This is a genomic window from Kitasatospora sp. NPDC048545, from assembly GCF_040651155.1.
Classification (GTDB): domain Bacteria; phylum Actinomycetota; class Actinomycetes; order Streptomycetales; family Streptomycetaceae; genus Kitasatospora.
Genome location: NZ_JBEZIQ010000011.1, coordinates 65,429 through 91,891 on the forward strand (window position 1 = coordinate 65,429; position 26,463 = coordinate 91,891).

Genomic DNA, 26,463 nt, shown 5'->3' on the forward strand with positions numbered 1-26,463 from the left:
AGCGTGGTTGCCTGGATACCGGGCCCACTGCACTGATCATGGCAATCGCAGGCCCACCCCATCTCACCTGGTGTGATGCCCGCGATGCGGGCCCCGTACGCCCAGAAGAAGGACACTCCCATGGCATCGAACCTGACCGGCACCGTCGCGCTTGTCACCGGCGCGAGCAGCGGTATCGGCGCGGCCACCGCCAGCCGGCTCGCCGAGAACGGCGCCGCCGTGGCGCTGGTGGCCCGCCGCAAGGACCGTCTGAGCGACCTCGCCGCCGAGATCGAGAAGGCGGGCGGCACCGCGCTGGTGGTCGAATCGGACATTGCCGACCGTACCCAGGCCGAGGCGGCCGTACAGCAGACCGTCGAGCGGTTCGGACGGCTGGACACCCGGGTCAACAATGCCGGCCTGATGCTGCTTGGCCCCGTCATCGGCGCGGACGTCACAGAGTGGGACCGCATGATCGCCGTCAACGTCCAGGGCATGCTCTACACCACCCGCGCCGCCCTGCCGCACCTGCTGCAGGCGGCCGAGGAGGGTCCGCGCCGGGTCGCCGACATCGTCAACATCAGCTCGATCGCCGGCCGCGTCGCGTGGAACGGATACGGCGTCTACAACCTCACCAAGTTCGGTGTGAACGGATTCACCGAGTCCCTGCGCCAGGAGGTCACCCAGCGTCACGTGCGTGTCGGTGTCCTGGAGCCGGGTGGCGTGGCGACCGAGCTGGGCTCGCACAACGATCACAAGCCCGAGATCCGCGAAGCGATCGGCACCTTCTACGAGCAGACCGAGGTCCTGGCCCCCGAGGACATCGCCGACGGCGTCGCCTACATGGTCACCCGTCCCCGCCACGCCTCCGTCGGCGAGCTGTGGATCATGCCGACCGACCAGGCCTGACCACATTCGGACAGCTCAGCGGCCCCCTCGCGACGCCGCACTCCTCACCACGCCAAAGCTGACGCCGACTTACGGCGTCTGGAAGGACGCCCTCATGAGCAAGGTCATCTTCGTCACCGGTGCCGGACGCGGTCTGGGCACGGACATCGCCCGCCAAGCCCTCGCAGGCGGCCACCAGGTTGTCGCCACCGGCCGCCGCCCCGAGGAGGTCGAGAAGACCCTGGGCGGACCGCAGGACAACCTGCTCGTCACGAAGCTGGACGTCACCAGCCTGGAGGACGCGCAGGCAGCCGCGCATGCAGCCGTCGACCGCTTCGGCCGCATCGACGTCCTGATCAACAACGCCGGGAACTTCTTCGCCGGCTACTTCGAAGAGATCACCCCCGCGCAGATGCGCCAGCAGATCGAGACCAACCTCTTCGGACCGATGAACGTCACCCGCGCCGTCCTGCCCATCATGCGGGGGCAGCGTGCCGGCCACGTCATCACGCTCTCCTCCTCCGCCGGCCTGATCGGCCAGGAGTTCTGCGTCGCCTATGCCGCCTCCAAGTTCGGTGTGGAGGGCTGGATGGAGTCCCTGCGCTACGACGTGGCCCCCTACAACATCCGCACCACGGTCGTGGAGCCCGGCTTCTTCCGCACCGAACTGCTGGTCGACGCCTCCACCACCTGGCCCGAGCCGTCCATCGACGACTACGCCGAGCGCACCAGCGCCACCATCGCGGCGTGGAAGAGCATGAGCGGCCAGCAGCCCGGCGACCCCGCCAAGCTCGCCCAGGCCCTGCTGACCATCGCCGACCAGGACCAGCCGCCGCTGCGGTTCGTCGCCGGCGCGGACGCCATCGAGGGCGTCGAGGCCAAGGCCAAGGAACTGCTGGCCCAGGCCCAGGCCTCCCGCGAGCTGGGCGGCAACCTGGGGTACGGCGCCGCCTGAGCCACCCGCTGACCCGGCCCTGATGCGCCGGGTGGGCCCAGCCCGCCCGGCGCATCACCGTGCCCGCCGGGCCTCAGGTAGCGCAGCAATGGCGGCCCTCCGTCCGACGGAAGCCGATCGGCGCATGAACCCATGCACCGCAAGGGACTCAGCGCTGGGTGTTGCCAGGCGCCAGCAGGCTGGTCAGCTCTGCGATGGCCTCCGGCGAGGGCTTGAAGTAGCGGCGGACGTTCTCCGTCTTCTTGTGCCGGGACTTCGCCATCAGCATCAGCAGGCTCGCCCCGGCCCGGCCGAGGTGGGTCAAGCCGGAGTGGCGCCACTCGTCCCAGCCGGTCCCGAGCCCGTTCACCGCGGTGTGTTCGTCCAGCAGCGCGCGGGCTTGGCCGTAGGAGAGACGGGCGAGCCCGGTGTCCGGGCAGACGTCGCGTGGGCCGACCACCTTGCCGGGCCCGGGGCGGCGGTGGGTGACGAACACAGGGCCCCGGGTGCGGCCCTTGAGCAGGCGGGGCAGCAGGCGGGCGGTGCCGACGTCCAGTAAACGGTCTCCAGCACGAAGTCCTCGCGGGCGCCGCCCCGGCGGCGGGCCTTGGGCTGGGCACCCTTCGCCTTCACCGGGCACCGGCGGTCGGCCAGGTCCAGCTCCTCGATGTTGACGTCCAGGATCTCCTCCGACCGGGCGCACGTCTCGTAGAGCATCCGCCACAGCGTCTTCTCCCTCGGGTGCACCTCTCTCCGGGCGATCAGCCGGTCGACCGCGATCCGGGAACGTGCCGGGGTGTCCGAGTCGGGCACAGTCAGTCGCTTCGCCCAGCCCGGCACCGCCGGGCCGTCGTAGCCGCGCTCGGTACACCGGCCGAGCCAGGACGACACCGCGCCCCGGCGGGCGTTCCAGGTGTTCACCGCGGAGTTGCCCCAGAGCCGGCCCAGGGCCTCGCCGACCTCGTCGCCCTCCACTGAGGCCAGCGGCCGGCCCTCGCCGAGCCGCTCAGCGGTCTTGGTGACGGCGATGCCGTAGTTCCGCACGGTGTTCGGGTTGCCGAGGGAGTCGAGGAACAGGGCCCCGGCCGACCGGACGGTCAGCGCCTTCCCGATCGGCAATTGCACGACGGTGGGCACCGCTTCCCCCTTGTCCCAGATAACAGGGCCGCTTCATGCAGTGGCCCGAGGACGTCACCGCAGGTCGCGGTTCCATATGTCACAGGTAATAGGCCGTTATCTCTGGAAAGACTTCACGACCGTCCCGGGACCGACGGCGCGGCACCGACGCCTGAGGTTCGTCCCCGCCCGGCGCTGTCGCCGGGCGGGGGCGGGGGAGTTCAGGAGCCGTGGGTGGTGATGGTGATCGGGTGGGCGGTCCAGTCGGTCATGCCGCCGACGTAGAGGGTGGTGCTCCAGCTGCCGCCCTGGGCCAGGCACCGGGCGACGCCTTGGCCGCCGCCGGGGCCGATGCAGATCCGGATGAAGTCCCGGTGGGCCTCGCGGACGGGGAGTCTGCGGACGTGTTCCCACAGCACGGGCAGGGCCACGTCGAGGCTGGGGAAGAGGACGGGCGGCATCACGCCGGCGATCGCGGCCCGGACGACGGCGGTCACGCGGCGGCCCCCTCGGGGGTGACGAGGCACCAGACGAACTTGCCGATGCCGCCCTCGCGCGGGGAACAGCCCCAGCTGCGGGCCAGCTCGTGGACGAGGAGTAGGCCCCGGCCGGTCTCGGCGCACACGGGGGCGTCGCGCAGCGCGGGCTTCTCGCTGTCGGCGTCGTGCACCTCGATGCGCAGGGTGTCGTCCGGGCCGAGGTGGAAGCGGACGTGGATCAGGCGGTCGCGCGGGACCCGGGTGTGCTGGACGGCGTTGGTGACCAGCTCGCTGACGAGCAACTCGCCGGTCGGGAGGAGGAGTTCCCCGACGGGGAAGGGGTCGAGGAAGTCGCGGAGCCGCCGCCGGGCGATCCCGGGGGAGGTCGGACGCCGGGGCAGCCGGCAGGCCGTCTCCGTGGGGGCCGGGGAGGGCGAGTCGGTTTCAGGCATGGCGGAGCCACCTCCGGGGTGTGCGGGGTGAAGACGGCCGAGGAAGGCATGGGAATGCCCGGGTGATGAGCCCGCCATGATCACGCTGTGTGGCAGTGCTCACTACTCCAGGTAGCATGCACCTGTGGTGGTGCAACCTGCAAGCGATACTGCTGCAACGATGCAGGTATGGCTAAGCTGGATTGACGAATCGTCACAAGGCAGACTGGGTTCGTCAGGTGAGAGGACTTGCGCATGGCCGATGAACCGAAGCCGACCGTCCGTGCCCGCCGACTCGGTTCGGAGCTTCGCCGCCTTCGCGAAGCCGTGAACAAGGGGACGGATGACGCGGCGCAGGCCCTTGTCTGCTCCCGCGCCAAGATCAGCCGCATAGAGACCGGCGCGTCCGGCGTTCGCCGACTGGACCTCGGGATCCTGCTGGACCTGTACGGGGTGGCCGGCAAGGAGCGCGATGCTCTTGAGGGGCTGGCGAGGGACAGCAAGAAGCGCGGATGGTGGCACGACTACGGTGACACGATCCCCTCCGCCTACGTCGACGTTCTCGGGCTGGAGGACGACGCCCGGTACATCCGCATGTGGCAGACCATGGTCATCCCGGGCTTGTTGCAGACGAAGGGCTACGCCAGGGCGCTGCTGGAGGCCAATCCGGCTGCGGTGCGACCGGAGCGCATCGATCAGTTGGTTGAGATTCGGATGGAACGGAAGGAAGTCCTCGCCAAGCCAGATCCGGCCCGGTTCTGGGCGATCATCTGGGAGCCCGCGCTCAGGTGCCCGGTGGGAGGGGCGGGGGTTCACAAGGAGCAGTTGGAGCACTTGACGGAGATGGCGCAGCTTCCCAACGTCACCCTGCAAGTGGTGCCGCTGGGCGTCGGCGCGACGGCTGGTGCGTGCGGTGCCTTCGTGATGTACGGCTTCTCCGATTCGCCCACTGCCGGAGCCGTGTTTCTGGAGACGCTGACGAGCAGCCACTATCTGGAGCAGCAGGGTGAACTGGACGGCTACGGGCTGGTCTTCGAGTACTTGCGCTCGGCTGCTCTGAACCCCAAGGAGTCGCTGGATATGATCGCGGCCATCGCTTCGGCGGCATGACGACGAGACCGGAAGAGGTGTGAACCGTGGCTGTGCCGGAGAGCGGCGCTCGGGGTTGGTACAAGAGCAGCTACAGCGCCCAGGCGAACGAGTGCGTGGAGGCCCGGCAGTCGGTGTTGAACGGGATGGCTGTCCGGGACTCGAAGGATCCGAATGGTCCGATCCTCCGGTTCACCGCAGAGGCTTGGGCTGCCTTCGTCGGCGGCGTGAAGGCCGGCGAGCTCGCGGACGGGTAGACAGGTCTCGGCAGGAATGTTCGGGTGCGGTGGTAGCTGTGCCGCCGTTGGCCATCGGAGGGTGGGGCATGCTCGCATCGGACTTCGGCAACGTTCTGTGGCGCAAGAGCAGTTACAGCGGTCAGGGCGGCAACTGCGTCGAGGTGGCCGACGTCATGCATGTCCATGGCGCCGGGCTTGAGTGGCGCACGTCGTCCCATTCCGGCGCACAGAGCAACTGTGTGGAGATCGCCGCCGGAATCCAGGATGTCGTGCCGGTGCGTGATTCGAAGGACCCGGCCGGGCCGGTCCTGCTGTTCCCCGCTGACGCCTGGTCGTCGTTCCTCGCCGGGGTGAAGGGCGGGGAGTTCACCGCGGGCTGACCTGACACCCAGGTGCCCCGTCCGGCGATCGTGCCGGGCGGGGCACCCTTGGTTGCTCGGGGTGCGGCGGCCGGAGCCCGCCCGGCCGTGGCTGGTTCAGCGGGGTGTGGCAGGTGGGTTGGTCGGGCCGACGGGGATGGCCGGGCCGAGCGGGTGGCAGCCGTCCCAGGAGGCAATCTGTCCGGGCGGGCAGGAGGCGGGGACGGGCGGCAGGGTGGGCACCGGCCTGGGCGGGATGGTCCAGTCGGGGGAGGGTTTGGCGGCGGGGGCCGCCGGTTGTTTCCGGGTGGGCGGTGCCGGTGCCGGGGTGGTGGGCGCCGGGGCGGCCGTGGGGCGGGACCGGGCCGGCTGGGTGGTGGCCGGGGCCTCGGGCGCGGCGGTGGCTTCGGCCCTGGCACCGGTTCCGGCCCCGGGTCCGTCCGTCGTCGGTGCGTCCGCAGGCGTCTCGGTAGGTGCCGTTGCCGGTGCGTCGGCCGGCGGGGAAGCGGAGGGGGAGGGGGCCGAAGTGGCCGCCGAGCCGGGCGCCGCCGGGGCCGGCGACCCTGCCAGCAGGAGCGTCCCGCCGATCCCGGTCGCGCCCAGCACGCACACCCCGGCCGCCACGGCGAGGGTCCGCCGACGCCGCGTCATCCTGTCGTCCCCGGCGCTGTCTCCGGGGCCGCCGTCGGCCGTCTTCTGCACTCTTCCTCATCCGCTCGCATGGTCACGCCTTTGAGCTGCGCGGATGCTACACGAGGCGTCAGGACCGGGACCCCCGCCGGGACCCCCGCCGGTACCCCTACCGATACGTGACGGATTCGCCCGCCACCCCCCGCGCCCTACCGTCGGGGACGTCGGCAGGAACCACCGATCACCGCGACGAACCCCCAGGAGCACCCCATGACCGCCTACGCCATCGCCCAGGTCCACTCGGTCGAGTTCGGCCCCGACATCGTCGAGTACCTGGAGCGCATCGACGCCACCCTCGACCCCTTCGGCGGCCGTTTCATCGTCCACGGCGGCAAGTTCGAGACGGTGGAGGGCCGCTGGGGTGCGGGCGGCACGATCGTCATCGAGTTCCCCGACTACCAGCGGGCCCGCGCCTGGTGGGACTCGCCCGCCTACCGGGAGATCCTGCCGCTGCGCACCCGGCACATGATCGCCGACGCGATCCTGGTCGAGGGCGTGCCGGGCGACGGCTACCGTGGCGCGGACTCGCTGAAGCACTGACGCGGTTACGGCGTGCTCAGCCGCTCGCGCCACCAGGCGACCGTCGCCTCGACCTGTTCCGCCAGGGGCGTCGCCCGGACGGTGAACGCCGTCTCGTAGGCGGTGGAGTCCATGACGAACGGCCGGTCGAACTGGTAACGGGTCTCGCGCAGTTCGCGCAGCAGCGGGGAGAACAGCCCGGCGGCGGCGAGCAGGGCGGGGGACAGGCGGCGGACCGTGACCGGGGCGGTGCCGGCCTCGGCGGCCAGGCGCTCGACCATCACACGCACCGGTACGGCGGGGGCGGTGGGCACGTGCCAGGCCCGGCCCCAGGCCCGCTCGTCGCCCGCGACCTCGGCCAACGCCCGTGCCACGTCCGGCAGGTAGGTCCAGCTGTGCGGGGCGTCCGGGTCGCCGAGCACCGCGACGGAGCGGCCCTTGAGCAGGCCGGGCAGCACCCGGGACGCCAGGTGGCCGCCGTCGGTGACGCCGGGGCCGAAGAAGTCCGAGGCGCGCACCTCCACGGCCCGGATCCGTCCGGCCTCGTGCAGCGCCCGGGCCTGTTCCCAGGCGGCCGCCCGGACCCGTCCCTTGGGGCCGGTGGCGGCGAGCGGCAGGTCCTCGGTCATGGGGCGGTCGGGGTCGGGCAGTGGCCCGTAGCCGTACAGGTTGCCGAGCATGACCAGGACGGCGCCGCTCTCCTCGGCCGCCGCGCACAACGAGGAGGCCAGTGCGGGCCAGTGGGTGGTCCACTGCGGCAGCGGTGGTGCGGCGCAGCCGTGGATGGCGGTGGCGCCGCGCGCGGCCAGGGCGAGGGCCGCGGGGTCGCTCGCGTCGACGGCGAGGTGTTCGACGCCTTCGACAGGCTGGTGGGCGGGGGCTCCGGAGCGGGTGGCGACCCTGACCTCCTGGCCCTGTCCGGCCAGTAGGCGGGCGGTGGCGGCCCCGGCGGGCCCGTGTCCGACGACGAGATGGAAGCTCACCGGCCCCACCCTATCCACGGCCCGGGCGGGGCAACGCGGGGGCGGGGAGGTGCTGTTGAGGGTCTGGATTTATTTGGTATGGGAATCGTAAAAGGCGATCTATGCTGTCCGGGTTCATGGTCCTCACGCGAAGTAAGGTCTGCTGCATTGAAGCTGCCCCGGGTGTCCGCCGTCGTCGCGGCCGCCGTCCTGGCCCCCGCCGTCCTCTTCCCCTCCACGGCCTCCGCCGCCACCGTCCAGCCGGCCGGCGTCGCGGGCCCTGACACCGCCTCCGGTTCCGCGCCCGACACCGCCGCCGGGGACCCCGCCGGGGAGACGAGGAAGGACACCGGCAAGGAGACGGCCAAGGACCCGGCCAAGGACACCGGCAAGGACACGGCCAAGGACACCGGCGTCACCGACCAGGAGAAGCAGGACCGCGCCGAGATCCAGCACATCCTCGACGACCCGGCGACCGGCCCCAAGGTGCGCGAGCTGGCGGAGAAGGCCCTCAAGGGCACCGCCGCCGACCTGCGCCACTTCCTGACGGCCGAGCTGGAGGGCGCCCGCCAGACCGACAACCGGCTGCTGGTCGTCCAGATCGAGGACCGCGGCGGACCGGCCGTGCGCAAGGCCGCCGACAAGGCGCTGCGCGGCACCTACCAGGACATCCTCGACTTCCTGAAGACCGGTCAGTACGTCGCCCGCGCCGAGGACCAGGACCGCGCCGAGGTCGAGCGCATCCTGGCCGACAAGGACAGCGGGCCCGGTGTGCGCGAGGCGGCCGCGAAGGCGCTCAAGGGCACCGCCGCCGACCTGCGGCACTTCCTGGAGGTCGACCTGGCCAAGCAGCGGGGCGACGACAACCGGGTCAAGGTCGCCCAGATCATGGCCTCCGGCGGCCGGGCCGTGCGCGAGGCCGCCAACAAGGCGATGGACGGCGACGACGCGGCGATCCTGAAGTTCCTCACCGAGGGCTGGCCTGCCGCCCAGGCCGAGGACGACCGGGTCGCGATCCTGGTCATCCTCGCGAACAAGGAGACCGGCCGTCACACCGCCGAGGGCGCCCAGAAGGCCCTCGACGGCACCGCCGCCGACCTGCGGAAGTTCCTGGAGGTCGAACTCCCGAAGCTGCGCGCCGACGACAACCGGATCAAGGTCTCCCAGCTCGCCGAGAACGGCGGGCCGGCCGTGCGCAAGGCCGCCAGGGCCGCCCTGGAGGGCAGCGACGCGGACATCGCGGCCTTCCTCACGGACGGCTGGGCCAAGGCCCGTGCCGAGGACGAGGCCGCCGCGACCGACTCCGGCTCCGGCACCTCCGGGCAGGGCACCGGACAGCAGGGCCAGGGCGCGCAGCAGCCGCAGACCGTCCAGCCCGCCGGCTTCACCGAGACCACCACCACCGGCACCACCGGCACCACCGGCACCACCGGCACGGGCACCGGGATCACCGCCGTCGGCTCCGGCTCCGGTGCGCTCGCCGCGACCGGCACCGACGGGATCGGCTGGGAGGCCGGCGGTGCCGCCGCGGCCCTGGCCGCGGGCGCCGCGCTGGTCGCGCTCTCCCGCCGCCGCTCCGCCGAGGACTGACGTCCCCTCGCGGCCCCGGCCGCCGCCCGCGGCCCCGGCCGCCGCCCGCGACCACGGGCGGCGGCCGGGGCCGCGGTGCGTCAGCCGCCGCCGTGCGTCAGCCGGCGGGGCGGGCGAACCTGCGGGCGATCCGCTCGCGCTGCCGGGCCGCGTTGGTGCCGTCCAGCTGCCCGGCGAAGGCCCGCCGGGCCGCCTCGACCAGGGCCGGCGGCACGTCGGGGCGGGCCGATTCGACCGCCCACAGCGCCTCGTCGGTGTCGTCGTCCAGGCCCAGGCAGGTCGGCACCCCGCGCCCGGCCAGGGCACCGGCCAGCACCGCCTCGAAGACGGCCCGCAGCCGCTCCCGCTCCTCCCGGGCCTCCCGCCGCTCCCGCTCCTCCCGCTCCGTCACGCCTCAGTCACCGCCGCCGCCGCCGTTCGAGCCCCTGCGGCGCCGGTTGCGCTGCGCGCTGCGCACCACCTCCCCCGCGCGGACGGTCAGGGCCGCGACCATGCGCGTCCAGGCCGGGCCGCCGCGGTCGGCCCACACCACGCACACGCACCCGAAGATCACCAGCACCAGCAACCCGATCAGCGCCGCACCGATCACCACGACCACCCGCCTTTCCCGCGCACGTCCTGCGTGCGCCCTCGGTAGGTCCGACGTGGGGATCCTTCCACCCGGTTCGGCCGTGAACCCCGGGGCTGTGCCAGGATGCCGTAGCCGGTCTTCCCGATCCGCCCCACGCGTCCGTCGCACCCGAGGAGCCACCCGTGGCCACTGCCCGCTTCGCCACCCTGCACACCACGGCGGGCCCGATCCGCCTGGAGCTGTTCCCGTTCCACACCCCGAAGACGGTCCGCAACTTCGTCGAACTCGCCGAGGGCACCCGCGAGTACACCGACCCGCGTACGGGCGAGCCGGGCAGCGGCCCGTACTACGACGGCACGCCGTTCCACCGGGTGATCGCGGGCTTCATGATCCAGGGCGGCGACCCGACGGGCACCGGCACCGGCGGCCCGGGCTACGCCTTCGCGGACGAGTTCCACCCGGAGCTGTTCTTCACCAAGCCGTACCTGCTGGCCATGGCCAACTCCGGCCCGGGCACCAACGGTTCGCAGTTCTTCATCACGGTGGGCACCCCCGGCCACCTCAACCGCAAGCACACCATCTTCGGCCAGGTCGCCGACGCGGCTTCCAAGGCCGTGGTGGACGCGATCGCCACCGCCCCCACCGAGGGCGACCGCCCGGTGCAGGACGTGGTGGTCGAGTCCGTCGAGATCGCCTGGTCCTGACCGGTCGATCCCGATGAGCATCGAACCGGAGAGCTTCCCGCCCCGCCCGATCCGCGGCGTGCGGGCCCGCTACGTCCGCCAGGCCGGCTGTCCCTGCGACGTGGCGATCGTCGAGGTGGACTTCGAGCCCTGGGAGGAGGGCGTGCACCTGGAGGCGGCCCCGGGGGCCGTGGTGCACGGCGACTCCGATCCGAAGTACCTGGCGCTGTTCCACGCGGCGCTGGCCGAGGGGGTGCGCGAGGAACTGGCCGAGCGGGCGCCGGGTCGGGCGGTGGCGCTGGCGGTGGTGGTGCACCTCACCGTCGTGCACGAGCTGGACTCGCGCGAGCACTCCTTCCGGGTGGCCGGACGCCTGGCCGCGCGCGAGGCCCTGGTCCGGGCGTACGGCGACCCCGGCGAGGACGCGGACGGCCGCCGCCCGTAGCGCGGGCGGCGGCCGAAGATCCGACTGTGCGTCAGGCGCAGGTGGTGAACGTCGGGCTGGTGTTGGCGACGTAGAGGGTCGGGCCGGCGTTGGGGTCCGAGGTGACCGGGACGGTGATGGTGTCGTCGGCGGTCCACGGGATGCCGTGGGCGTCGAAGGTCCAGGTGCCGGTGACCTTGCGGGCGACCGCGGCCAGCGTCACCCAGCCGTACTGCTGCTGCGGGACGGAGACGGTGACGGCGTTGTTGACGCTGCGCGAGCCGTTCCAGACGTTGGTGAAGCTCAGGCCGACCTTGACCGCCGCGCTCAGGACGCCCGGCGTGCCGGCGGAGATCTCGGAGCCGATCTCGGAGCCGAGGGAGGTCGACCAGCCGCTGGTGTCGGTGACCGCGAAGTTCTGCTGGACGGTGCCGCTGGTGTTGTTGAACCAGACCGCGGAGGAGCACACCCGGGGCAGCGGCGCGGCCGGGGCCTCGCTCTGGACGGCCCAGGAGCAGGTGGAGGCGTCCTTCTGGCACTGCTTGGCGGCGTGGTCGGTGGCCAGGGTGCGGGCGGCCTGCGGGAAGCCGGTGGCCCACTGCTGGTTGGCGGTGCCGTTGCAGGCGTACTGGTCGGTCCAGGCGTCGTCGTACTGGGCGCCGTTGAGCACGTCCAGGCAGGTGCTGTCGCCCGCGTGGCGGATGAAGAACGCGTCGCCGCCGCTGGGCGCGGGCTGCAGGAACCAGCGCTGGCTCGCCTGCCCGGCGCAGGTCTGCTGGCGCAGGACCGGGACGAACCAGGAGGCCAGGTCGATGCACTTGCCGGTGTCGTTGTTGACGATGGTGAAGGTGTAGTCGGACGGGTCGACGTTCAGCCGCCAGGACTGGTGGTAGCCGGGCGCGGAGTTGGTGACGATGTAGACGCCGTCGCCGGTGTTGCCGTTCTGGACGTCGAGCTGGCGTCCGTTGCCGAGCGACTTGATGGTCAGGCACTGCTGCGGGGTCGCGCACGCGGCGGCCGGAGCGGCGGCGGGCGCGGGGGCCGGTGCCGGGGCGGCGGCGTGGGCGGGGGCCGGTGCCGGGGCGGCGGCGTGGGCGGGCGCGGCGGCCAGGCCCAGGGCGGCGCAACAGGTCACCAGGAAGGCCGCGAGCAGGCGCAGCCAGGGCGCCGTACGGCCGGGGGTCGTGGTGGCGGGCACGGAGGATGTCCTTTCGTCAGGGGGCGGGGAGAGGTGAGGGAGGGCCTCAGGGCGCGGCGGCGAAGGCCGCCTCCAGGCGCGGGACGTAGTCCACGAGGTCCTGCGCCCAGCAGCCCGCGGTGTGGCCGCCGTGGCAGTCGGCGCCCCAGCCGGTGCCGTCGCCGTAGTCGACGTAGTGGTAGGGCAGCTTGAGGGCGTCCAGGCGGTCCTTGACGCGCTTGGCGGTGCCTTCGGCCCAGAACTCCATGTCGGCGGGGTTGCCGTTGCCGTTGCCGGTGTAGACGGCGATGCCGGTGCGGTCGAGCAGGGCCAGCCGGGAGGCCGGGTCGGCGGCGTTCCAACGCCAGTCGGCGTTGAACACCGGGTACGGGGTGCCGAAGATCGCGTCGCTGGAGACGGTGGGCCCGTAGTCGAAGCCGCAGGGGCGGCCGTCGCTGGGGCCGCACAGCACGGTGCCGGCGTTGGTCAGCATGGCGACGACGGCGCCGCGCAGGATCATCTCGTCGGTGGACAGGTCGTTGGCGCCGGACATGGTGAGGACCTGGCCGAACAGGTCGGGGCGGTCCTGGGCGTAGTGCAGGGCGCCGAAGCCGCCCATGGACAGGCCGCCGACGGCCCGGTGGGCGCGGTCGGTGCGGGTGCGCAGGTTGGCGTCGACGAACGGGAGGACCTGGGTGAGGTGGAAGGTCTCCCAGTTCTGCGCACCGGCGGCGGTGCCCTGGTCGAGCCAGTCGGTGTACCAGCCGCGCAGGCCGCCGTCCGGGATGACCGTGATCATCGACCGGGCGGCGGTGAGCGCGGGGTAGGCCAGCGCGGGGTCGCTCGGGTTGTCGGAGGCGCCGTGCAGGAAGTACAGCACGGGGTAGCGCTTGTCCGGGTGCTGCGCGTAGTCGGCGGGCAGCAGGATCCGGATGGTGTGCGGCCCGGCGACCTGCGGGGTGGTGACGGTGACGACGAAGTTGGTGGCGCTGCCGGTCGCGGTGCCGACCTGGGTGAGCCCGAAGCCGTCCGTGAGCGGCGGCGGCCCGCCGGCGTCGGCGGGAACGGCCGTCGCGGCGGCCGGACCTGACGCGGCCGTCGCGGGGGTGGCTGCCGACGGGGCGGCGGAGGCCGCGGGTGTCGCGGCGAGCGGGAGCAGGCAGGCGGCCAGGGCGGCGACGGCCGTACGGGCGCGCCGCAGCCGGGCGGGCAGGTGCCGGGCTGGGGTCATGGGGGTCGTCCTCGGCCTTCGACGGTCGGTGGTGGCGGGCGGTCCTCGCGGGTTGCGCAGACGGTCGTGCCGACGGGGCCGTCCTGACGGTCCGCCTCACCACTCCTGTCTGAACATCGACAACTCTCGTCACACGGACCGTCCCGCGCCAGAGCACCCGGCGGCGCACCTGGGCCACTGGCGCATGTGGGCCACCCACCCGGGTAGGCTCCCCCGGCCACCCGGGACCACCGGGCGGCAGGGGGACACGATGACCGGGGGGTGTCGTGCACGACGTCTTGGATCCCGACTCCGAACGCGGCCGCGTCTACCGCTGCCTGGTCGGACGGCCCAGGGCCCGGGTGGCCGACCTCGCGCACGGCGCGGGCCTGGACGAGGACACCGTGCTCGCCGTGCTGCGCGACCTCGCGGACGAAGGCATCGCCGTCGCCTTCGACGGCGCCGGCACCGCCGACGACCGCGACCACTCCTGGGAGGCGCTGCCGCCCGGCCGGGTGGTCGAGACGGTGCTGCAGCGCGACGCGCTGCGCCAGGCCACCGCCCGCCGGGCCGGCGCCGAACTCGAACGCCTCTACCGCTTCGCCCGGCGCGACGCCGGCAGCTACGGCGCGCTGGAGGTGGTCGAGGACCCCGCCCAGGTGCTCGCCGCCAGCCACCGGCTGCAACTGGCGGCCCGGCACCAGATCCGGGTCATCGACGTGCCGCCGTACTCCGGCAGCCACGCCCACTACGCCGACCAGGAGGTGCTCCAGCGCCGCCGGATGGCCGCGGGCGTCGTCTACCGCGCGATCTACCAGGGCTGCGCGTTCGAGGACCCGGTCGCCGGGCCCAACATGGCGCGCATGGTCGAGGCCGGGGAACAGGCCCGCACCCTGGACGAGCCGCCGCTCAAGCTCGCCATCGGCGACGACGACCTCGCCATCGTCACCCTGCCCGCCGACGACCGCCCCGGCGTGGTCTCCCTGCTGATCCGCCCCTCCAGCCTGCTGCAGGCCATGACCGCGGTCTTCGAGACCCTGTGGCGCCTGGCGGTGCCGGCCAGCGTGGCCGGCGTCGACCTGCGCATCGACGAACGCGACCGGCGCATCCTCACCCTGATGGCCGGCGGCGCCACCGACGACGCCATCGCCCGCCGCCTCGGCCTGGGCCGGCGCACCGTGGTGCGCCGCGTCTCCGTCCTCCTCGCCCACCTGGGCGCCACCACCCGCTTCCAGGCCGGCGTCCAGGCCGCCCGCCGGGGCTGGCTGTGAGACGGATGCGGAGACGGATGCGGAGACGGCAGCGGCGGCGGGGCCGCGGGGCAGTTCGCCCCACGGCCCCGCCGCCGCTGCGCCGGTGAGATCCGCTCAGCAGGTGCCCGCCGGACGGTCACGGACCACCAGGTCGGTGCGGCCGACGGTGGCGTCCAGCCACACCACCCGGGTGCCCTGGTCGGCGGCGGCCTCGTACTGGCCGCCGCGGTTGCAGGACAGCCGCTGCGGGGTGCCCCCGGCGAGCGGGACCTGCCACAGCTTCGGCAGCGCGGCGTTGGTCCAGCCGCCGGCGGGCTTGTCGCCTTCGACCCGGTAGGTGACGGCCTGGTCGGAGGCGGCGAGGGTGGTGGAGCGCGGGGCGTTCGGGGAACCGGCGCCCACCAGGTCGACGACGCCCGAGCCGTCCGGGGCCGCGGAGCGGATCGTGCTGCGCACGGTGCGGTCGACGGGCAGGTCCACCCACAGCAGGCGCCCACCCGCCAGGGTGAGGGAGCCGGCGCTGCTCGGCCCGGAACCCGCCGGGGCGTGCGCGGGGTACCGCGCGGTGACCTTCCCGGCGGCGACGGAGTAGACGGTCGGCACGGTCACCCACTGGTCACCGTCCTGCCAGGTCTCGGTCCAGGCGACGAGGCCGTCCTTGAGGGCGAGTTCGGACACGTCGTGCCCCTCGGGCAGCGGGAGCGCGACCGGCGCGGCGCCGTCGCGGCTCAGGTACGGCCGGGAGTGGCCGTTCTCGGAGACCGTGAAGGCGATGTCGGTGCCGGAGATCCGGGCGTTGCCGAGCTGCTGGGCGGGGGAGGTGGAGCGGAAGACGCTCCGTACGGGGCCGGCGCCGCTCAGCGGAGCGGTCAGCACCTCCTGCCCCGTGCCCGGGGGGCCGCCCATGGCCACCCACACGGCGTTCGTCCCGTCGGTGGCGGCCCAGCTGTGGATGCGGCCGTCCTCGGGGCTCAGGCGCACCGGGGTGCCGTGCCCGTCGACGGTGCCGGTGTACAGCCCGGTGCCGGCGGCCCCGTCGCCGAGGATCACCCAGTGGCCGCGGGCGACGGCCGGGGTGGCCATGCCGTTGGAGACGTTCTGCAGCAGGATGCGGCTGTCGGTGCCGAGCCGGCGCTGCCAGCCGGGACGGATCCCGTGCGCGTCGAACGCGGCGGCCAGCGCCCGCAGTTGGCGCTTGTCCAGGCCCTGGTCACGGCCGGCGGCGAGCACCGCGTCGCGTCCGGCCTGGAAGTCGTCCAGCGGGGTGAGGTAGTCGGCGAGCGCGTGGTAGACGACGCGGTCGGCGGTGAGCGGGTCGAGGGTGCGCCGGATGTCCCAGAGTGCGCCGCCGAAGATGGTGGAGTTGAGGTGCACCCCGCCCGAGTCGATGGAGTACCGGGTGCCCAGGAAGTCGGCCGTGGTGGTGCGGTGGTCGTCCAGACGGCGCGTGGCGCAGGCCTGCGGGGTGCCGGTGCGGCACAGGCTCTCGCCGAGCAGTGCCGCGGCGGGGTCGTCCATGGCCAGGCCGCGGGCGGTGACCTCGATGGCGTTGCCGAAGTAGTCGGCGATGGCCTCGTCCATGGCGCCCGACTGGTTGAGGTAGAGCAGCTTGGCGGTGTGCTGGACGACGCCGTGGGTCATCTCGTGCCCGGCCACGTCCAGGGCGACGGAGAACGGGTAGAAGTTCTGGCCGCCGGAGCCGTAGACCATCTTGGAGCCGTCCCAGAACGCGTTCGGGAACGGCTTGCCGCCGTCGCTCACGTTCACCACCGAGACGATCGCCCCGCCCTGGCCGTCCAGACCGTTGCGGCCGAGCCGGTCACGGTAGAAGTCGAGGACCAGCCCGGCGTTGACGTGCGCGTCGGTGGCACCGTCGTCCCCGGTGGCGGCGGGGAAGGCGGGGGCGGGGGAGGAGGCCGGGGCGGCGTCGGCCGGGACGGGCACGCCGTCGAAGTCGCCCGTGTCGCGCCCGGCGGCGTCGTAGGTGGTGACGGTGGCGGGGCGGGTGAGGTCGGTGAGCTGGTAGGTGCCGTCCGCCCGCTTGGCGATGTTCACCGCGGCGCTGCGCCCGTGGGCGTCGGGGGCGGTGCCGGTGGCGGGCTGCAGCCCGGTGCCCGGATCGGCCGGTGCGGGGGTGGCCGGTGCGGGGGTGGCCGGGGCCGGGTCGGCGGCGGGCCGGGGCGCGCGGGCGTCGTGGGCGAGGGCGACCGCACCGGTGGTGGCGTCGACGTACACCTCCCGGGCGGTGCCGCCCGCCGTGCCGCGCACGGTGTAGTGCTCGGTGAGGCGGCCGGGGCCGTCGGGCAGGATCACCGGGCCGTGGTCCTCGGCGGTGGCGCCGGCGCGGGCCGGCGGGTCGGGGAGCTCGGCGACGGCCGCCCGCCGCAGGGCCTCGGCCGGGACGGCGGGGGTGGTGGGGGCGCTCAGCCCGGTGAAGTAGCGTCCGCCCGCGGACTCGACCTTCTGCCCGGCGCCCTGGCCGGACAGGTGCACCAGGTACTGGCCGCCGAGCACCGGTATCCCGCCGTGGCGCTGCTCGAACCTGACGGTGCGGCGGCCGTCGGGGCCCGTCGTGGAGCCGAGTGCGGCGAGCTCGCCGGTGTCGATGCGGTAGCGGTCGGGGTGGGCCGCGAGGTGGGCGAGCGCGGCCCCGGCCGGGTCGCCGGGCGCGGGTTCGGACAGGCCGGTCACCAACTGCGGGGCGGCGGTGCCGGTGCCGTCCACCAGGGCGGGCACCGGGTCCGCGTCCGGTGCGGGGGCGCCTGCGGCCGGCAGGGCCAGGGCGGGCGGCACGGCCAGCGCCAGCATCACGACGGCGGCGGCACCGACGGCGAATGTGCCGGCGGTACTTGGGAGTCGGGGCACGGAGGTCCTCTCGCGCGTGGGTCGGGAACGCGGCGGCACGACGGCCACCGCACCGCCCACGATAGTCAGTCAGACGACATATGTCGATCGATTGCCTATCGGGGGCGGGGTGCCGCCGGGGCGTCGCGGGGGTGCGGTCGAGGTGCGGTCGGGGCGCCGTCGAGGTGCGGTCGGGGCGCCGGCCCTCCCACTCCCGTCCACGTCCGTCCGTGCCCGACCCGTTCAGGACACGGCCCCGGTGCGCCGCCCGCCGCCGTCCGGTCCCGGCGCACCGTCAGCCCGCCGCCCTCCGGCGCGCGGTCAGCCCCGCCGTCGGTCGTCCCACGGGCCCGCGTCCGCCGCCCACGCCACCAGCCGGAAGGCGAAGGCCCCCGAGGCGGCCGGCCCGGCCAGGGCCAGGACGATCCAGAACGGGATCGACAGCACGCTCGGCCGGCCGGTGGCCATCCGCCCGCCGTCCTCCAGCCGCACCCGGGTCTCGTGGCCGTCCGGGTAGGGCGCGTCGACCGGTCGCTCCTCGCTGAACGACCGCCCGTCCACGCTCCAGCGGTAGGTGCAGGCGTACGTCCTGGCCCCCAGACCGCCGCCCTCCACCGGGACCTGACCGCTCACCCGGCAATGCGTCACCAGGGCCGGCACGCTGCGCGGCTCGTGCACCCGGGTGCGGATGGTGTCGGCGGCCTGGGCCGTCGCGAACACCGTGCCCCAGGCGGCCAACAGGAACACCACCGCGAACGCGCCGACCGGCGCGAAGCCCCGGCCCGAGGCCCGCCCGCGCAGCGGGACGGCGGCAGCCACCCCCACCGCCAGCGCGGCCGCGCACACCGACTCCCGCACCCCGCCCACCGGTTCGTCCAGCGACCAGTGCCACACCGCCGTCGCGCCCGCCACGGCCGGCACCGCCAGTGCCACCGCGGCCGACGCCGTCCGCCCCCGGCCGCGCCCCCGTCCGTCACGGCGCCGTCCTTCCCCCGTCGTCCGGCCCTCCCGTCGGTCCTCCTACCGCCGGGCAGCCCGCCCACACCCCGGGCCGGGAGCCGTGCCGAGCGGTGACGGGGCCGCGACATCGTCACGGGCTCTCCGGCGCCGGGGCGTTCGGTGGCGGGGCGTTCGGTGGCGGGGCGTTCGGTGGCGGGGCGCTCGGTGGCGGGGCGTTCAGATGCCGCTCAGGCCTTGAGCACGGTGAACCCGAGCATCCGCGCGCCGGTCTCGGTGCGCGGCCGGTGACTGCTGCCCGGCGCGAACACCACGTAGCTGCCCGCCGGGTGACGCTCCTCGCCCTCGATCACCTCCCCGCTCAGCACGAAGTACCGCTCCTCGGTACCGTGCACGTCGACCTCCGGCCACCGGCTGCCGGGCGCGAAGTCGATCAGCCAGCCGCGCGCGTACCCGGTGGCCGTCAGCCGGCGCCGTACGATCCCCGGCGCGACCTCCACCGGCTCCACCTCGTCCACCAGCAGCGACGTCTTGAGTCCCGTGTCGTTGTCGTCCATGCCCCCACTGTGGCGCCCCCGCACCCGCCGCCCCCAGAGTCCGGAAAGACATCCTCAGGTACATTCATGACATGAGCGTCGCAGCCACGGAGACCCCCGCCCCCGCCCCCGCCACGCGCCGCCACCGGGTGGTGGCCCTGCTCGGCGCACCCCAGTCGCCCTTCGAACTCGCCTGCGCCGCCGAGGTCTTCGGCACCGAGAGGCCCGGACTGGCCGCCCACTACGACTTCCGCCTGTGCACCCGCACCCCCGGCCCGGTGCCCACCACCCTCGGCGTCCCGCTGCTGGTCGAGGACGGCCTGACGGCACTGGAGGAGGCCGACACCGTCGTCATCCCCGGCTGGCAGCCGCCCGGCTCCCCGGTCCCGGCCGACGTCCTCGCCGCGCTGCGCGCCGCCCACGCGCGCGGCACCCGGATCGTCTCCATCTGCACCGGCGCCTTCGTCCTCGCCCGGGCCGGACTGCTGGACGGCCGCAGCGCCACCACCCACTGGGGCCGCACCGCCCAACTCGCCGCCGAATACCCGGCGTTGCGGGTGGACCGGGACGTCCTGTACGTCGACCACGGCGACGTCGCCACCAGCGCCGGGTCCGGCGCGGGCATCGACCTGTGCCTGCACCTGCTGCGCCGCGACCACGGCGCGGCCTACGCCGCCCAGGTCGCCCGGCACATGGTGCTGCCCCCGCACCGCGAGGGCAGCCAGCTGCAGTACGCCGCCGCCCCGGAGCCGGCCCGGGCGGACGAGTCGCTGGCCCCGCTGCTGGAGTGGGCCGAACAGCGACTGGGGGAGCGGCTGGCGGTGGACGGGCTGGCCGCCCGCGCCGGGGTGTCCGGGCGCACCCTGGCCCGCCGGTTCGCCGAGCAGCTGGGCACCAGCCCCGGCCAGTGGCTGCTGGCCCGGCGCATCGACGCCGCCCGGGCCCTGCTGGAGCGCACCGACCTGCCGGTGGAGGCCATCGCCGACCGGGTCGGCCTCGCCTCCGCCGTCAACCTGCGCCGCCGCTTCCGCACCGCCCTCGGCACCACCCCCGGCGCCTACCGCCGCACCTTCGGCGGCGGTTAGCCGGGGCCGCCGCCGCACCTTCGGCAACCGGCCCGGGGCGCACCGGAGTCAGTCGCCGGACGACTCCGGCGGGAGGGCGAGCAGGCGGGCCCCCGAGGCCGGACTGATGACCGGCCACACCCCCGAGGGCCTCGCCATGCGCGAACTGCCCTGCGAACTCTGCGAACTCATCGACGGCGTGGGCGAGTTCTCCGACGACCTGGCCGCCCGCGCGGCCGGCCCCGCCGCCGTCTACCCGCCCGGCCCCGGCGACCACCCGCTGACCGGCACCCGCGCCCCCGACCTGCGGCTGGCCGCCCCGGCGGGCACCACCACCCTCTTCACCCCGATGAGGCCGGGCCGGCCCGGCCTGCTCGACCTCACCGGCCGCACCGGGGACGCCTGCCCCGGGCCCGCCCGGCCCGATCCCACCCGGCACGGCGGCCGGCTCGCCGAACCCCGGCCCGCCTGGCGCGCCGTCACCGCCGCGCTGGTGCGCCCCGACGGCCACCTCGCCCGGCTCACCGAGGAGACCGACCCCGCGGCCCTGGCCGCGGCCGCCCGGACCGCCACTGCCGCCTCCTGAACCCCTGCCGTCACGCCGGTGCCCTCGGGCCGGCCGGCCCGGGGACGGACCGTCAGGGCGGCGCCCGATTGCGTTTGGATCACGACGTGTCCGGTTCATCAAGCATTGGGCGAATGTGCGGTGATTGAATTTGTTGGCAGGGCCGTCAGCGGGCTCTCATAATGCCTGCTGACACGCGTGACGGACGGTCCGGAGACCCGCTGGGGGAGTGGGTCCCGTGAGGGCCCCCACGTGTGCGATTCCGCATCTTTCCCTGGGGGAGTCCCTTGCCCGAGAACGAGAGCGCCGCCGCCGAACCGCCGGCACCGGCCCAGCCGCCCGTGCCTGTTCCCGTGTCCGGTCCCGCGCCGGCCGCCGCGCCGGTTCCGCCGGTGGCCTCCGCCCCGGCCGGGGAGCCCGCTGCCGGCGAGACCGTGACATCGCGGCCGGAGCCGCAGCCGCAGCCGCAGTCCACGCAGGCTCCGGCCGCGCGCCGGCTGCCGCGCGCCGTCGGCGTCGCGCTGGCCACCGCCGGCCTGCTCGCGGTCACGGCGGCCAGCGCCGCGGTGACCGTCGCCGTCGGCAAGCCCGACCCGCACCCGGCCGCCGCACCCGCCGTCACCGCCGCCCCGAAGGCGAGCGCAAGCGCCACCGCGAGCGCCTCGCCCACCCCCGAGCCCGTCCCGGTGCCGACCGCCGTCCCGACCGAGCCCGCCCCGGCCAGCACCGTCAAGGGCACCGTCAGCGGCGGCAAGCACGCGGGCGACCTGCGCTACTTCCTGCTCCCGATCCCCGCCGGCGGCGAGTCCTACGGGCCCGCCGACGGCATGACGATGACCGACGACGACGTCGCCGACATCTTCGGCAAGCAGGACGGCATCAAGGACATCCTCGCCTCCTACGGCTACAAGGAGGGCGCGAGCCGGATGTACCGGACGGCCGACGGCAAGGCCGAAGTGACCGTCACCCTGCTGCACTTCGGCTCCGCCTCGATGGCGACCGACTTCGTCAGGGGCTACAAGATCAAGTCGCTGGACCCGATCGACCTCGACGGCCTCCCCGACGCCCGCGGCTACCTGAAGAAGCCCAAGCAGCAGGCCTACACCGGCTCGATGACCGGCATCGCCAGCCAGGGCGACGTCCAGTACACGATCGACGTCGACGTGAAGGGGACGCCCGACAAGGCGCTGCTGAGCGAGCTGATGAAGCGCCAGCGCGACTGGCTCGCCTCGGGCGGCTGAGCCCCGCGCCCGCGCGCGCCGCCGCCCGCCCACCGACGCCACCCTCCCTTCCTCCTCTGGAGCCACTTCCGTGACCACCGAACCCGCGGAGCCGGTGCCCGCCGCGCCCGCCGCGCCCACCGCGCCGCCTCCCGCGCCCGCCGTTCCGCCGCCCCCGGCACCGCCCGCCGCCGACCCGTGGGCCGCGTACCCGCACGCCGCCGGGCCGTCCCCGGCCGCGCCGGGCGAACTGCTGGAGACCGGCCCCGAGCGCGGACCCCGCACCCCGCGCCGCCCCCGCCCGGTCGCCCTGGCCGCCTGCGCCCTGGCGCTGGGCGCCCTGGCCGGCGGCGGCGTCGGCTACGCCGTGCAGGCCCAGCGCCCGCCCACGCCGCTGCCGCCGCTGCAGGTTGCGCGCCCCGCCTACCCGGCCGGGATGGTCGACCCGGCGGCCCTCGCCGCCCAGCAGCCCGCGCCGCCGGCCATCGAGGGCGACCTGACCAAGCTGCTGATCACCGCCCCCGAGGGCAGCACCCCCTGGGGTGACAGCCCGGACAAGCCCGGCTGGGTCTCCATCGGCGAGATCGCCGAGCAGAGCGGCAACGCGGCCCTCACGTTCCGCGACCTCGCCTCGCGCGGCTTCCGGCGCGCGGCCGAGGTCGACTGGAAGAAGGACGGCACCCGCTACCGCGTCTCGCTGGTCCAGTACACGGCCGACCACGCCGACGAGGCGAAGTCCTCCAGCTGGTTGCCGTTCGCCGACGGCGCCAACGGCGGCTACAAGGTCGAGACCGCGGCCCGGAACTGGGCCGAGAGCACCGAGCAGTACTACTACGGCGAGGCCGTCGCCAAGCGCGGCTCGGTGCAGATGACGATCGAGGTCTTCGGCACCCAGCAGGTGAGCGCCGACGTCCTCAAGGACCTCGCCAAGCGGCAGTGGGAGCGGATCATATGAACGACGACACCGTGACCCCGGCCCCCGGGGCCCCGCACGCGGAGGCGCCGGACTCCGCCGCCCCGCACGCCGACGCGACGGCCCCCGAGGCGCCGCACGCGGAGGCGCCGGACTCCGCCGCGACGCACCCCGAGGCCCCGCACGCCGACGCGCCGCACCCCGCCGCGCCCAACGCCGCCTCCCGCCGTCTGCTGCGCGCGGGCGCCGCGACCGCCGCGGCCGCGCTGGTCGGCGTGGTCATCGGCATCGGCATCATCAAGACCCAGTACGACGACCCGGCCCCGGCCACCGCCGCCGCCCCGTCCACCGGGCCCACCCCGACCGCGACCGCCACCCCCTACGGCGCCAAGTCCAACGGCAGCCACTTCGGCGCGCTGCGGGACCTGCTGCTGCCCGTCCCCGCCGGCTACGAGCCCGGCCCGGACGACGGCGTCTACGGCAACGACACCGAGCTGAACGGCGAGCAGCTGTCCGCCCAGCTGGACGCCGAACTCCAGCAGGTGCCCAAGGAGAAGCGCGACAAGCTCCGCTCCTACTGGGAGGGCCTGCACGTCAAGGCCACCGGGGTGCGCACCTACCTCGCCGGCAGCGACGACCTGGTCGTCGGCCTGAAGCTGCGCCAGTTCAACCAGCAGGAGGTGCAGCGGATCAACGAGTACACCGCGGTCTTCACCGGCGACACCGGCCTGTTCCGGATCGGCCCGTCGATCCCCGGCCACCCCGAGGCGCACTGCTACCTGATGCCGGCGCCGCCGTCCGCCCCGATCGACTACCTGGAGTGCTCGGCCGCCGAGGGCGACCTGCTGGTCGTCATGAACGCCGAGGGCGTGGCACCGCTGCCCAAGGACAAGATCGTCGCCCTTTTCACCCTGCAGCTCGACCGACTCGCCCGCCCGGGAGCGTCAGCATGACCGACCACTCCACCCCGCCGCAGCCCGCGTCCGACCCGCTGCCGCCGGCCCCGCTGCTGACCGAAACGGCCATCGGCGCCGTCGAGTTCACCGAGCCCGCCGACGCCGTCGAGGATCCCGCTGAAAGGCTTGCCCACCGGGCCCGCCGCCGCAAGGCCGCGGTGCGCTGGAGCTGCGCCGCCCTGGTGTTCGCCCTCGCCGGCACCGGCACCGCCCTGGCCGTCACCGCCCCCGAGCGCACCGACATCCCGGGCCTGGCCACGGCGAAGGACGGCCGCTACACCTTCCCGCCGCTGGCCCTGCCGCCCCTGCCCTCCGGCAGGCCCGCGCCGGACGCCAAGGGCAAGACCCTCCACTACGCGGACCTGCGCCACCTGCTGCTGCCCGCCCCCAAGGAGGCCGGCGGCGCCGTCACCGCCCCGACCGTCCCGGTCCCCACGCTGAGCCCCACCGCCGCCGGAACCCCGACGGCGTCGCCGAGCGCCCCGCCGAGCGCCTCCCCGACGGCAACGCCCACCGCCGCCGCGGCCACCGCGGACTGGGTGCCCTGCGACGCGATCCTCGCCGAGCAGCAGGACCCGGCCAAGCTGAACGAACTGCTCCTGCAGAACGCCTGCCGCGCGGCCACCGTCCGGGAGTGGACGGCCTCCGACGGCACCCGCACCCAGATCCGGCTGCTGCGCTTCGGCTCCGTCGGCGAGTCCTGGGACACCTACACCTCGCTGCGCAACAAGGGCCGCGCCAAGGCCGCCCCCGACACCAAGTCCACCTCCCACGAGAACTGGGACACCGTCGACAGCGTCGAGCTGACCACCCAGGAGTCCACGGCGAACGGCCCCAAGGGCAACCCCACCGCCCGCGTCGCCTACCTCGCCGCCGCCGACGTCCTGGCCGTCATCACCATGACCAACCCCGACGGCATCCCCGTCGCCCCCTTCCGCCAGGTCGTCACCCTGCAGTCCGACCTGCTGGCCTGACCCGGGCCCCGCCCGGCGCGGGACGTCGGCCCGCCCGACGTCCCGCGCGCCGACGTCATCCGCCTCGTCGTGCGGACGAGGCGGCCCCTGGGCGTCACCCCGGGCCGATCCGCGCCGCCAGCGGCCGGTGGTCGCTCGCGGTGGCCGGCAGCGGCCAGGTGCGGGCGGCGGGCAGACCGCGGGTCAGCACGTGGTCGATCCGGACCAGCGGGAACGCGGCGGGCCAGGTGAACCCGAAGCCGGAGCGGGCCAGGGCGAGCCGGGCGGTCAGCGGCGCGAGGGCGCGGTCGTCGGCGGCGGTGTTGAGATCGCCCAGCAGCAGGACCCGGCGCAGCGGCTCCCCGTCCAGGGCCCGGCCCAGAGCGGCGAGGTCGCGGTTCCGGTGGGCGGTGCCGAAGCCCGCGGCGGTCAGCCGCACCGAGCCGAGATGGGCCACGTACACGGCCAACGGCCCACCGGGGGCCTGGACTTCGGCCCGCAGGGAGCGGTTCCAGCCGGGATCGACGACCAGCCGCCGCGCCTCCGTCACCGGGTAGCGGCTCCACAGCGCGACGGTGCCGCTGCGCGCGTGGTGGGGCAGCGCCCCGTCCAGCACCGCCCGGTAGGCGGGCAGGGCCGCGTCGGTGACCTCCTCCAACGCGACCAGGTCCGGGCGGGCGGCCAGCAGCGCGCGGGCGGTGCCCGCCGGGTCCGGGTTGTGGGCGTTCACGTTGTGGGTGACCACCGTCAGCCCCGCCCCGCCCGCCGCACCCCCGCCCGACAGCAGCAGCGGCCCGAACACACCCGCCCACACCACGGCCGCGACCCCGCCCGCGCACGCCGCCACCGGCGCCCGGCGCAGCACCGCGCACACCAGCACCACCACCGCCACCAGGCCGCTCCACGGCAGGGCGCTCTCCCACAGACTCCCCAGGCCCGCCCCCAGGTCCGGCACCAGCCGGTGCCCGCCCAGGGCCGCCGCGGCGACCAGCCCGAACCCGGCGGGCACCCACCCGCGCCGCCACCGCGGCACCGAACGCCACCGGGGCACCCGGCCCCGGCGACCACCCGGACGGCCCACCGCCGCCCGCCCACCACCGACCGCCGCACCACCGACCGCCGCATCACCGACTGCCGCATCACCGACCGCCGCAGCCACCGACCCCGCACGCCCGCTCACCCGGCGGCGTCCGACAGCTGCGCCGGGCACGTCCCGCCCGGCTCCGTGCGCAGCTCGAAGTGCCACATCTCGTTGGCGTACACCTGGCACAGCCCGTACCGGGCGCCGCGCCGGATCAGCCAGTCGTCCGCGTCGGTCGGCCCGACGTCCACCGCCCTGCCCGTGACGTGCGCGGACCTGTCCGGCGTGTTGACGAACTGCCGGGCCTGCTCCAGGCTCCCGTACCTGGCCACCGCCCTGTCCAGCAGCCGCTGCTGGTAGGCCCTGCTGCGCCAGCCGGACGTGACGTGCATCTCGACGCCCTGCGCCCGCGCGTCCGTGGCCGCCTTCCGCAGCGCCTCCCGCAGCGGCCCGTCCAGGTTCACCACCGCCGGGGCCGTCCCGTCGAAGGGGCTCAGCGTCGTGCCGTCCGGGATCACCCCGTCCTCGGCCGTCCCCGCCGAGGGCGTGACGCCGACCCCGGCCGCCAGCGTCCGCAGCACGGCCCCGGTGCCCGGCGGGTCCGCGGCGCACGCCCCGGCTGCCGCCAGCACCGCCGCCGCCGCGGCCCCCGCGGCCAGCCGCCGCCCCCGCGCACGCACCGCCGATTCCCCGCGCACCGTGCCCATCCCTGCCTCCCGACGTCGTTCGTCCGTTGCCGGACCCATTCGAGGAGGCGCCGTGTTACGAGGACGTCTGCGCA

28 protein-coding genes and 1 pseudogene are annotated in these 26,463 nt (G+C 74.7%); 16 read left to right on the forward strand and 13 right to left on the reverse strand.

Annotation, left to right across the window (positions count from 1 at the left end; genetic code table 11):
* Window positions 1-120: 120 nt before the first annotated feature.
* A complete protein-coding gene (locus AB0D10_RS13205) occupies window positions 121-888 on the forward strand; it encodes an SDR family NAD(P)-dependent oxidoreductase (RefSeq protein WP_360254986.1) in 768 nt (255 codons plus the stop codon).
* Window positions 889-982: 94 nt separating this feature from the next.
* The gene (locus AB0D10_RS13210; protein ID WP_360254988.1) at window positions 983-1,822 is read left to right on the forward strand and encodes an SDR family oxidoreductase; all 840 of its coding nucleotides are present in this window, start codon (window positions 983-985) and stop codon (window positions 1,820-1,822) included.
* Window positions 1,823-1,970: 148 nt separating this feature from the next.
* Here the strand turns inward: AB0D10_RS13210 and AB0D10_RS13215 are convergent.
* The 3 genes and pseudogenes from AB0D10_RS13215 to AB0D10_RS13225 form a co-directional block, all read right to left on the reverse strand.
* Window positions 1,971-2,938: pseudogene (locus AB0D10_RS13215) on the reverse strand (site-specific integrase).
* A gap of 200 nt (window positions 2,939-3,138) precedes the next feature.
* Window positions 3,139-3,414: a hypothetical protein gene (locus AB0D10_RS13220; RefSeq protein ID WP_360254990.1), complete on the reverse strand. Its 276-nt coding sequence runs from the start codon at window positions 3,412-3,414 to the stop codon at window positions 3,139-3,141.
* The gene (locus AB0D10_RS13225) at window positions 3,411-3,848 is read right to left on the reverse strand and encodes an ATP-binding protein (RefSeq protein ID WP_360254992.1); all 438 of its coding nucleotides are present in this window, start codon (window positions 3,846-3,848) and stop codon (window positions 3,411-3,413) included. The genes AB0D10_RS13220 and AB0D10_RS13225 overlap by 4 nt, the downstream gene beginning before the upstream one ends.
* Before the next feature lie 234 nt (window positions 3,849-4,082).
* Between AB0D10_RS13225 and AB0D10_RS13230 the strand changes: the two genes are divergently transcribed.
* From AB0D10_RS13230 to AB0D10_RS13245, 4 genes are all read left to right on the forward strand, one after another.
* A complete protein-coding gene (locus AB0D10_RS13230) occupies window positions 4,083-4,937 on the forward strand; it encodes a helix-turn-helix transcriptional regulator (protein WP_360254994.1) in 855 nt (284 codons plus the stop codon).
* Between the two features lie 26 nt (window positions 4,938-4,963).
* Entirely contained in the window at window positions 4,964-5,173 is a 210-nt protein-coding gene (locus AB0D10_RS13235) for a DUF397 domain-containing protein (RefSeq protein ID WP_360254996.1), read from the forward strand.
* Window positions 5,174-5,241: 68 nt separating this feature from the next.
* Window positions 5,242-5,535 (forward strand): DUF397 domain-containing protein, encoded by a 294-nt coding sequence (locus AB0D10_RS13240; RefSeq protein WP_360254998.1) that lies wholly within the window; start codon window positions 5,242-5,244, stop codon window positions 5,533-5,535.
* 879 nt (window positions 5,536-6,414) lie between these two features.
* Window positions 6,415-6,744 (forward strand): DUF1330 domain-containing protein, encoded by a 330-nt coding sequence (locus tag AB0D10_RS13245; RefSeq protein ID WP_360255000.1) that lies wholly within the window; start codon window positions 6,415-6,417, stop codon window positions 6,742-6,744.
* Window positions 6,745-6,749: 5 nt separating this feature from the next.
* Here the strand turns inward: AB0D10_RS13245 and AB0D10_RS13250 are convergent, their stop codons facing one another.
* Window positions 6,750-7,706 carry an NAD-dependent epimerase/dehydratase family protein gene (locus AB0D10_RS13250; protein WP_360255002.1) on the reverse strand — a complete coding sequence of 319 codons (957 nt, stop codon included), beginning with the start codon at window positions 7,704-7,706 and terminating at the stop codon, window positions 6,750-6,752.
* A gap of 147 nt (window positions 7,707-7,853) precedes the next feature.
* Between AB0D10_RS13250 and AB0D10_RS13255 the strand changes: the two genes are divergently transcribed.
* Window positions 7,854-9,275 carry an ALF repeat-containing protein gene (locus tag AB0D10_RS13255; RefSeq protein ID WP_360255004.1) on the forward strand — a complete coding sequence of 474 codons (1,422 nt, stop codon included), beginning with the start codon at window positions 7,854-7,856 and terminating at the stop codon, window positions 9,273-9,275.
* 97 nt (window positions 9,276-9,372) lie between these two features.
* Here the strand turns inward: AB0D10_RS13255 and AB0D10_RS13260 are convergent, their stop codons facing one another.
* Both AB0D10_RS13260 and AB0D10_RS13265 read right to left on the reverse strand, forming a co-directional pair.
* A complete protein-coding gene (locus AB0D10_RS13260; protein WP_360255006.1) occupies window positions 9,373-9,666 on the reverse strand; it encodes a hypothetical protein in 294 nt (97 codons plus the stop codon).
* Window positions 9,667-9,669: 3 nt separating this feature from the next.
* The gene (locus AB0D10_RS13265) at window positions 9,670-9,873 is read right to left on the reverse strand and encodes a hypothetical protein (protein ID WP_360255008.1); all 204 of its coding nucleotides are present in this window, start codon (window positions 9,871-9,873) and stop codon (window positions 9,670-9,672) included.
* Window positions 9,874-10,028: 155 nt separating this feature from the next.
* Between AB0D10_RS13265 and AB0D10_RS13270 the strand changes: the two genes are divergently transcribed.
* Both AB0D10_RS13270 and AB0D10_RS13275 read left to right on the forward strand, forming a co-directional pair.
* Window positions 10,029-10,550, forward strand: coding sequence for a peptidylprolyl isomerase (locus AB0D10_RS13270; protein ID WP_360255010.1), 522 nt, complete (start codon window positions 10,029-10,031; stop codon window positions 10,548-10,550).
* Between the two features lie 13 nt (window positions 10,551-10,563).
* The gene (locus tag AB0D10_RS13275) at window positions 10,564-10,974 is read left to right on the forward strand and encodes a hypothetical protein (protein ID WP_360255012.1); all 411 of its coding nucleotides are present in this window, start codon (window positions 10,564-10,566) and stop codon (window positions 10,972-10,974) included.
* Between the two features lie 31 nt (window positions 10,975-11,005).
* Here the strand turns inward: AB0D10_RS13275 and AB0D10_RS13280 are convergent, their stop codons facing one another.
* Together AB0D10_RS13280 and AB0D10_RS13285 are read right to left on the reverse strand one after the other, a co-directional pair.
* Entirely contained in the window at window positions 11,006-12,151 is a 1,146-nt protein-coding gene (locus AB0D10_RS13280) for an RICIN domain-containing protein (RefSeq protein WP_360255014.1), read from the reverse strand.
* Window positions 12,152-12,197: 46 nt separating this feature from the next.
* Entirely contained in the window at window positions 12,198-13,361 is a 1,164-nt protein-coding gene (locus AB0D10_RS13285) for an alpha/beta hydrolase-fold protein (RefSeq protein WP_360255016.1), read from the reverse strand.
* Between the two features lie 266 nt (window positions 13,362-13,627).
* Between AB0D10_RS13285 and AB0D10_RS13290 the strand changes: the two genes are divergently transcribed.
* Window positions 13,628-14,611 carry a hypothetical protein gene (locus AB0D10_RS13290; RefSeq protein ID WP_360255018.1) on the forward strand — a complete coding sequence of 328 codons (984 nt, stop codon included), beginning with the start codon at window positions 13,628-13,630 and terminating at the stop codon, window positions 14,609-14,611.
* A 96-nt stretch (window positions 14,612-14,707) separates the two neighbouring features.
* On the opposite strand, the gene AB0D10_RS13295 is transcribed toward AB0D10_RS13290, so the two are convergent.
* From AB0D10_RS13295 to AB0D10_RS13305, 3 genes are all read right to left on the reverse strand, one after another.
* A complete protein-coding gene (locus AB0D10_RS13295) occupies window positions 14,708-17,458 on the reverse strand; it encodes a M4 family metallopeptidase (protein ID WP_360255020.1) in 2,751 nt (916 codons plus the stop codon).
* Between the two features lie 300 nt (window positions 17,459-17,758).
* A complete protein-coding gene (locus AB0D10_RS13300; RefSeq protein ID WP_360255022.1) occupies window positions 17,759-18,349 on the reverse strand; it encodes a hypothetical protein in 591 nt (196 codons plus the stop codon).
* 275 nt (window positions 18,350-18,624) lie between these two features.
* On the reverse strand, window positions 18,625-18,951 hold the full coding sequence (locus AB0D10_RS13305) for a cupin domain-containing protein (protein WP_360255024.1): 327 nt from the start codon (window positions 18,949-18,951) through the stop codon (window positions 18,625-18,627).
* A 71-nt stretch (window positions 18,952-19,022) separates the two neighbouring features.
* On the opposite strand from AB0D10_RS13305, the gene AB0D10_RS13310 reads away from it, so the two are divergent.
* The 6 genes from AB0D10_RS13310 to AB0D10_RS13335 all read left to right on the forward strand — a co-directional run bounded on the left by AB0D10_RS13310 (window position 19,023) and on the right by AB0D10_RS13335 (window position 24,622).
* The gene (locus tag AB0D10_RS13310) at window positions 19,023-20,015 is read left to right on the forward strand and encodes a helix-turn-helix domain-containing protein (RefSeq protein ID WP_360255026.1); all 993 of its coding nucleotides are present in this window, start codon (window positions 19,023-19,025) and stop codon (window positions 20,013-20,015) included.
* Between the two features lie 106 nt (window positions 20,016-20,121).
* A complete protein-coding gene (locus tag AB0D10_RS13315; protein ID WP_360255028.1) occupies window positions 20,122-20,580 on the forward strand; it encodes a hypothetical protein in 459 nt (152 codons plus the stop codon).
* Between the two features lie 266 nt (window positions 20,581-20,846).
* A complete protein-coding gene (locus AB0D10_RS13320) occupies window positions 20,847-21,800 on the forward strand; it encodes a hypothetical protein (RefSeq protein WP_360255030.1) in 954 nt (317 codons plus the stop codon).
* A gap of 70 nt (window positions 21,801-21,870) precedes the next feature.
* On the forward strand, window positions 21,871-22,734 hold the full coding sequence (locus AB0D10_RS13325; RefSeq protein ID WP_360255032.1) for a hypothetical protein: 864 nt from the start codon (window positions 21,871-21,873) through the stop codon (window positions 22,732-22,734).
* Window positions 22,731-23,645 carry a hypothetical protein gene (locus tag AB0D10_RS13330; protein WP_360255034.1) on the forward strand — a complete coding sequence of 305 codons (915 nt, stop codon included), beginning with the start codon at window positions 22,731-22,733 and terminating at the stop codon, window positions 23,643-23,645. Before AB0D10_RS13325 ends, AB0D10_RS13330 begins: the two co-directional genes overlap by 4 nt.
* Window positions 23,642-24,622 carry a hypothetical protein gene (locus AB0D10_RS13335; RefSeq protein ID WP_360255036.1) on the forward strand — a complete coding sequence of 327 codons (981 nt, stop codon included), beginning with the start codon at window positions 23,642-23,644 and terminating at the stop codon, window positions 24,620-24,622. Before AB0D10_RS13330 ends, AB0D10_RS13335 begins: the two co-directional genes overlap by 4 nt.
* Before the next feature lie 94 nt (window positions 24,623-24,716).
* Here AB0D10_RS13335 and AB0D10_RS13340 read toward each other — a convergent pair whose 3' ends face one another.
* Both AB0D10_RS13340 and AB0D10_RS13345 read right to left on the reverse strand, forming a co-directional pair.
* Complete coding sequence (locus AB0D10_RS13340; RefSeq protein ID WP_360255038.1) at window positions 24,717-25,610, reverse strand: endonuclease/exonuclease/phosphatase family protein; 894 nt, start codon at window positions 25,608-25,610, stop codon at window positions 24,717-24,719.
* A gap of 167 nt (window positions 25,611-25,777) precedes the next feature.
* Entirely contained in the window at window positions 25,778-26,389 is a 612-nt protein-coding gene (locus AB0D10_RS13345; RefSeq protein ID WP_360255040.1) for a M15 family metallopeptidase, read from the reverse strand.
* Between the last annotated feature and the right edge of the window lie 74 nt (window positions 26,390-26,463).

Bases quoted from the DNA above. Each gene is read 5' to 3' on its own strand.
- AB0D10_RS13285 (WP_360255016.1), bottom strand. From the start codon at position 13,361: ATGACCCCAGCCCGGCACCTGCCCGCCCGGCTGCGGCGCGCCCGTACG.
- AB0D10_RS13310 (WP_360255026.1), top strand. From the start codon at position 19,023: ATGAGCGTCGCAGCCACGGAGACCCCCGCCCCCGCCCCCGCCACGCGC.
- AB0D10_RS13245 (WP_360255000.1), top strand. From the start codon at position 6,415: ATGACCGCCTACGCCATCGCCCAGGTCCACTCGGTCGAGTTCGGCCCC.
- AB0D10_RS13210 (WP_360254988.1), top strand. From the start codon at position 983: ATGAGCAAGGTCATCTTCGTCACCGGTGCCGGACGCGGTCTGGGCACG.
- AB0D10_RS13230 (WP_360254994.1), top strand. From the start codon at position 4,083: ATGGCCGATGAACCGAAGCCGACCGTCCGTGCCCGCCGACTCGGTTCG.
- AB0D10_RS13240 (WP_360254998.1), top strand. From the start codon at position 5,242: ATGCTCGCATCGGACTTCGGCAACGTTCTGTGGCGCAAGAGCAGTTAC.
- AB0D10_RS13275 (WP_360255012.1), top strand. From the start codon at position 10,564: ATGAGCATCGAACCGGAGAGCTTCCCGCCCCGCCCGATCCGCGGCGTG.
- AB0D10_RS13225 (WP_360254992.1), bottom strand. From the start codon at position 3,848: ATGCCTGAAACCGACTCGCCCTCCCCGGCCCCCACGGAGACGGCCTGC.
- AB0D10_RS13330 (WP_360255034.1), top strand. From the start codon at position 22,731: ATGAACGACGACACCGTGACCCCGGCCCCCGGGGCCCCGCACGCGGAG.
- AB0D10_RS13205 (WP_360254986.1), top strand. From the start codon at position 121: ATGGCATCGAACCTGACCGGCACCGTCGCGCTTGTCACCGGCGCGAGC.
- AB0D10_RS13305 (WP_360255024.1), bottom strand. From the start codon at position 18,951: ATGGACGACAACGACACGGGACTCAAGACGTCGCTGCTGGTGGACGAG.
- AB0D10_RS13345 (WP_360255040.1), bottom strand. From the start codon at position 26,389: ATGGGCACGGTGCGCGGGGAATCGGCGGTGCGTGCGCGGGGGCGGCGG.
- AB0D10_RS13335 (WP_360255036.1), top strand. From the start codon at position 23,642: ATGACCGACCACTCCACCCCGCCGCAGCCCGCGTCCGACCCGCTGCCG.
- AB0D10_RS13315 (WP_360255028.1), top strand. From the start codon at position 20,122: ATGACCGGCCACACCCCCGAGGGCCTCGCCATGCGCGAACTGCCCTGC.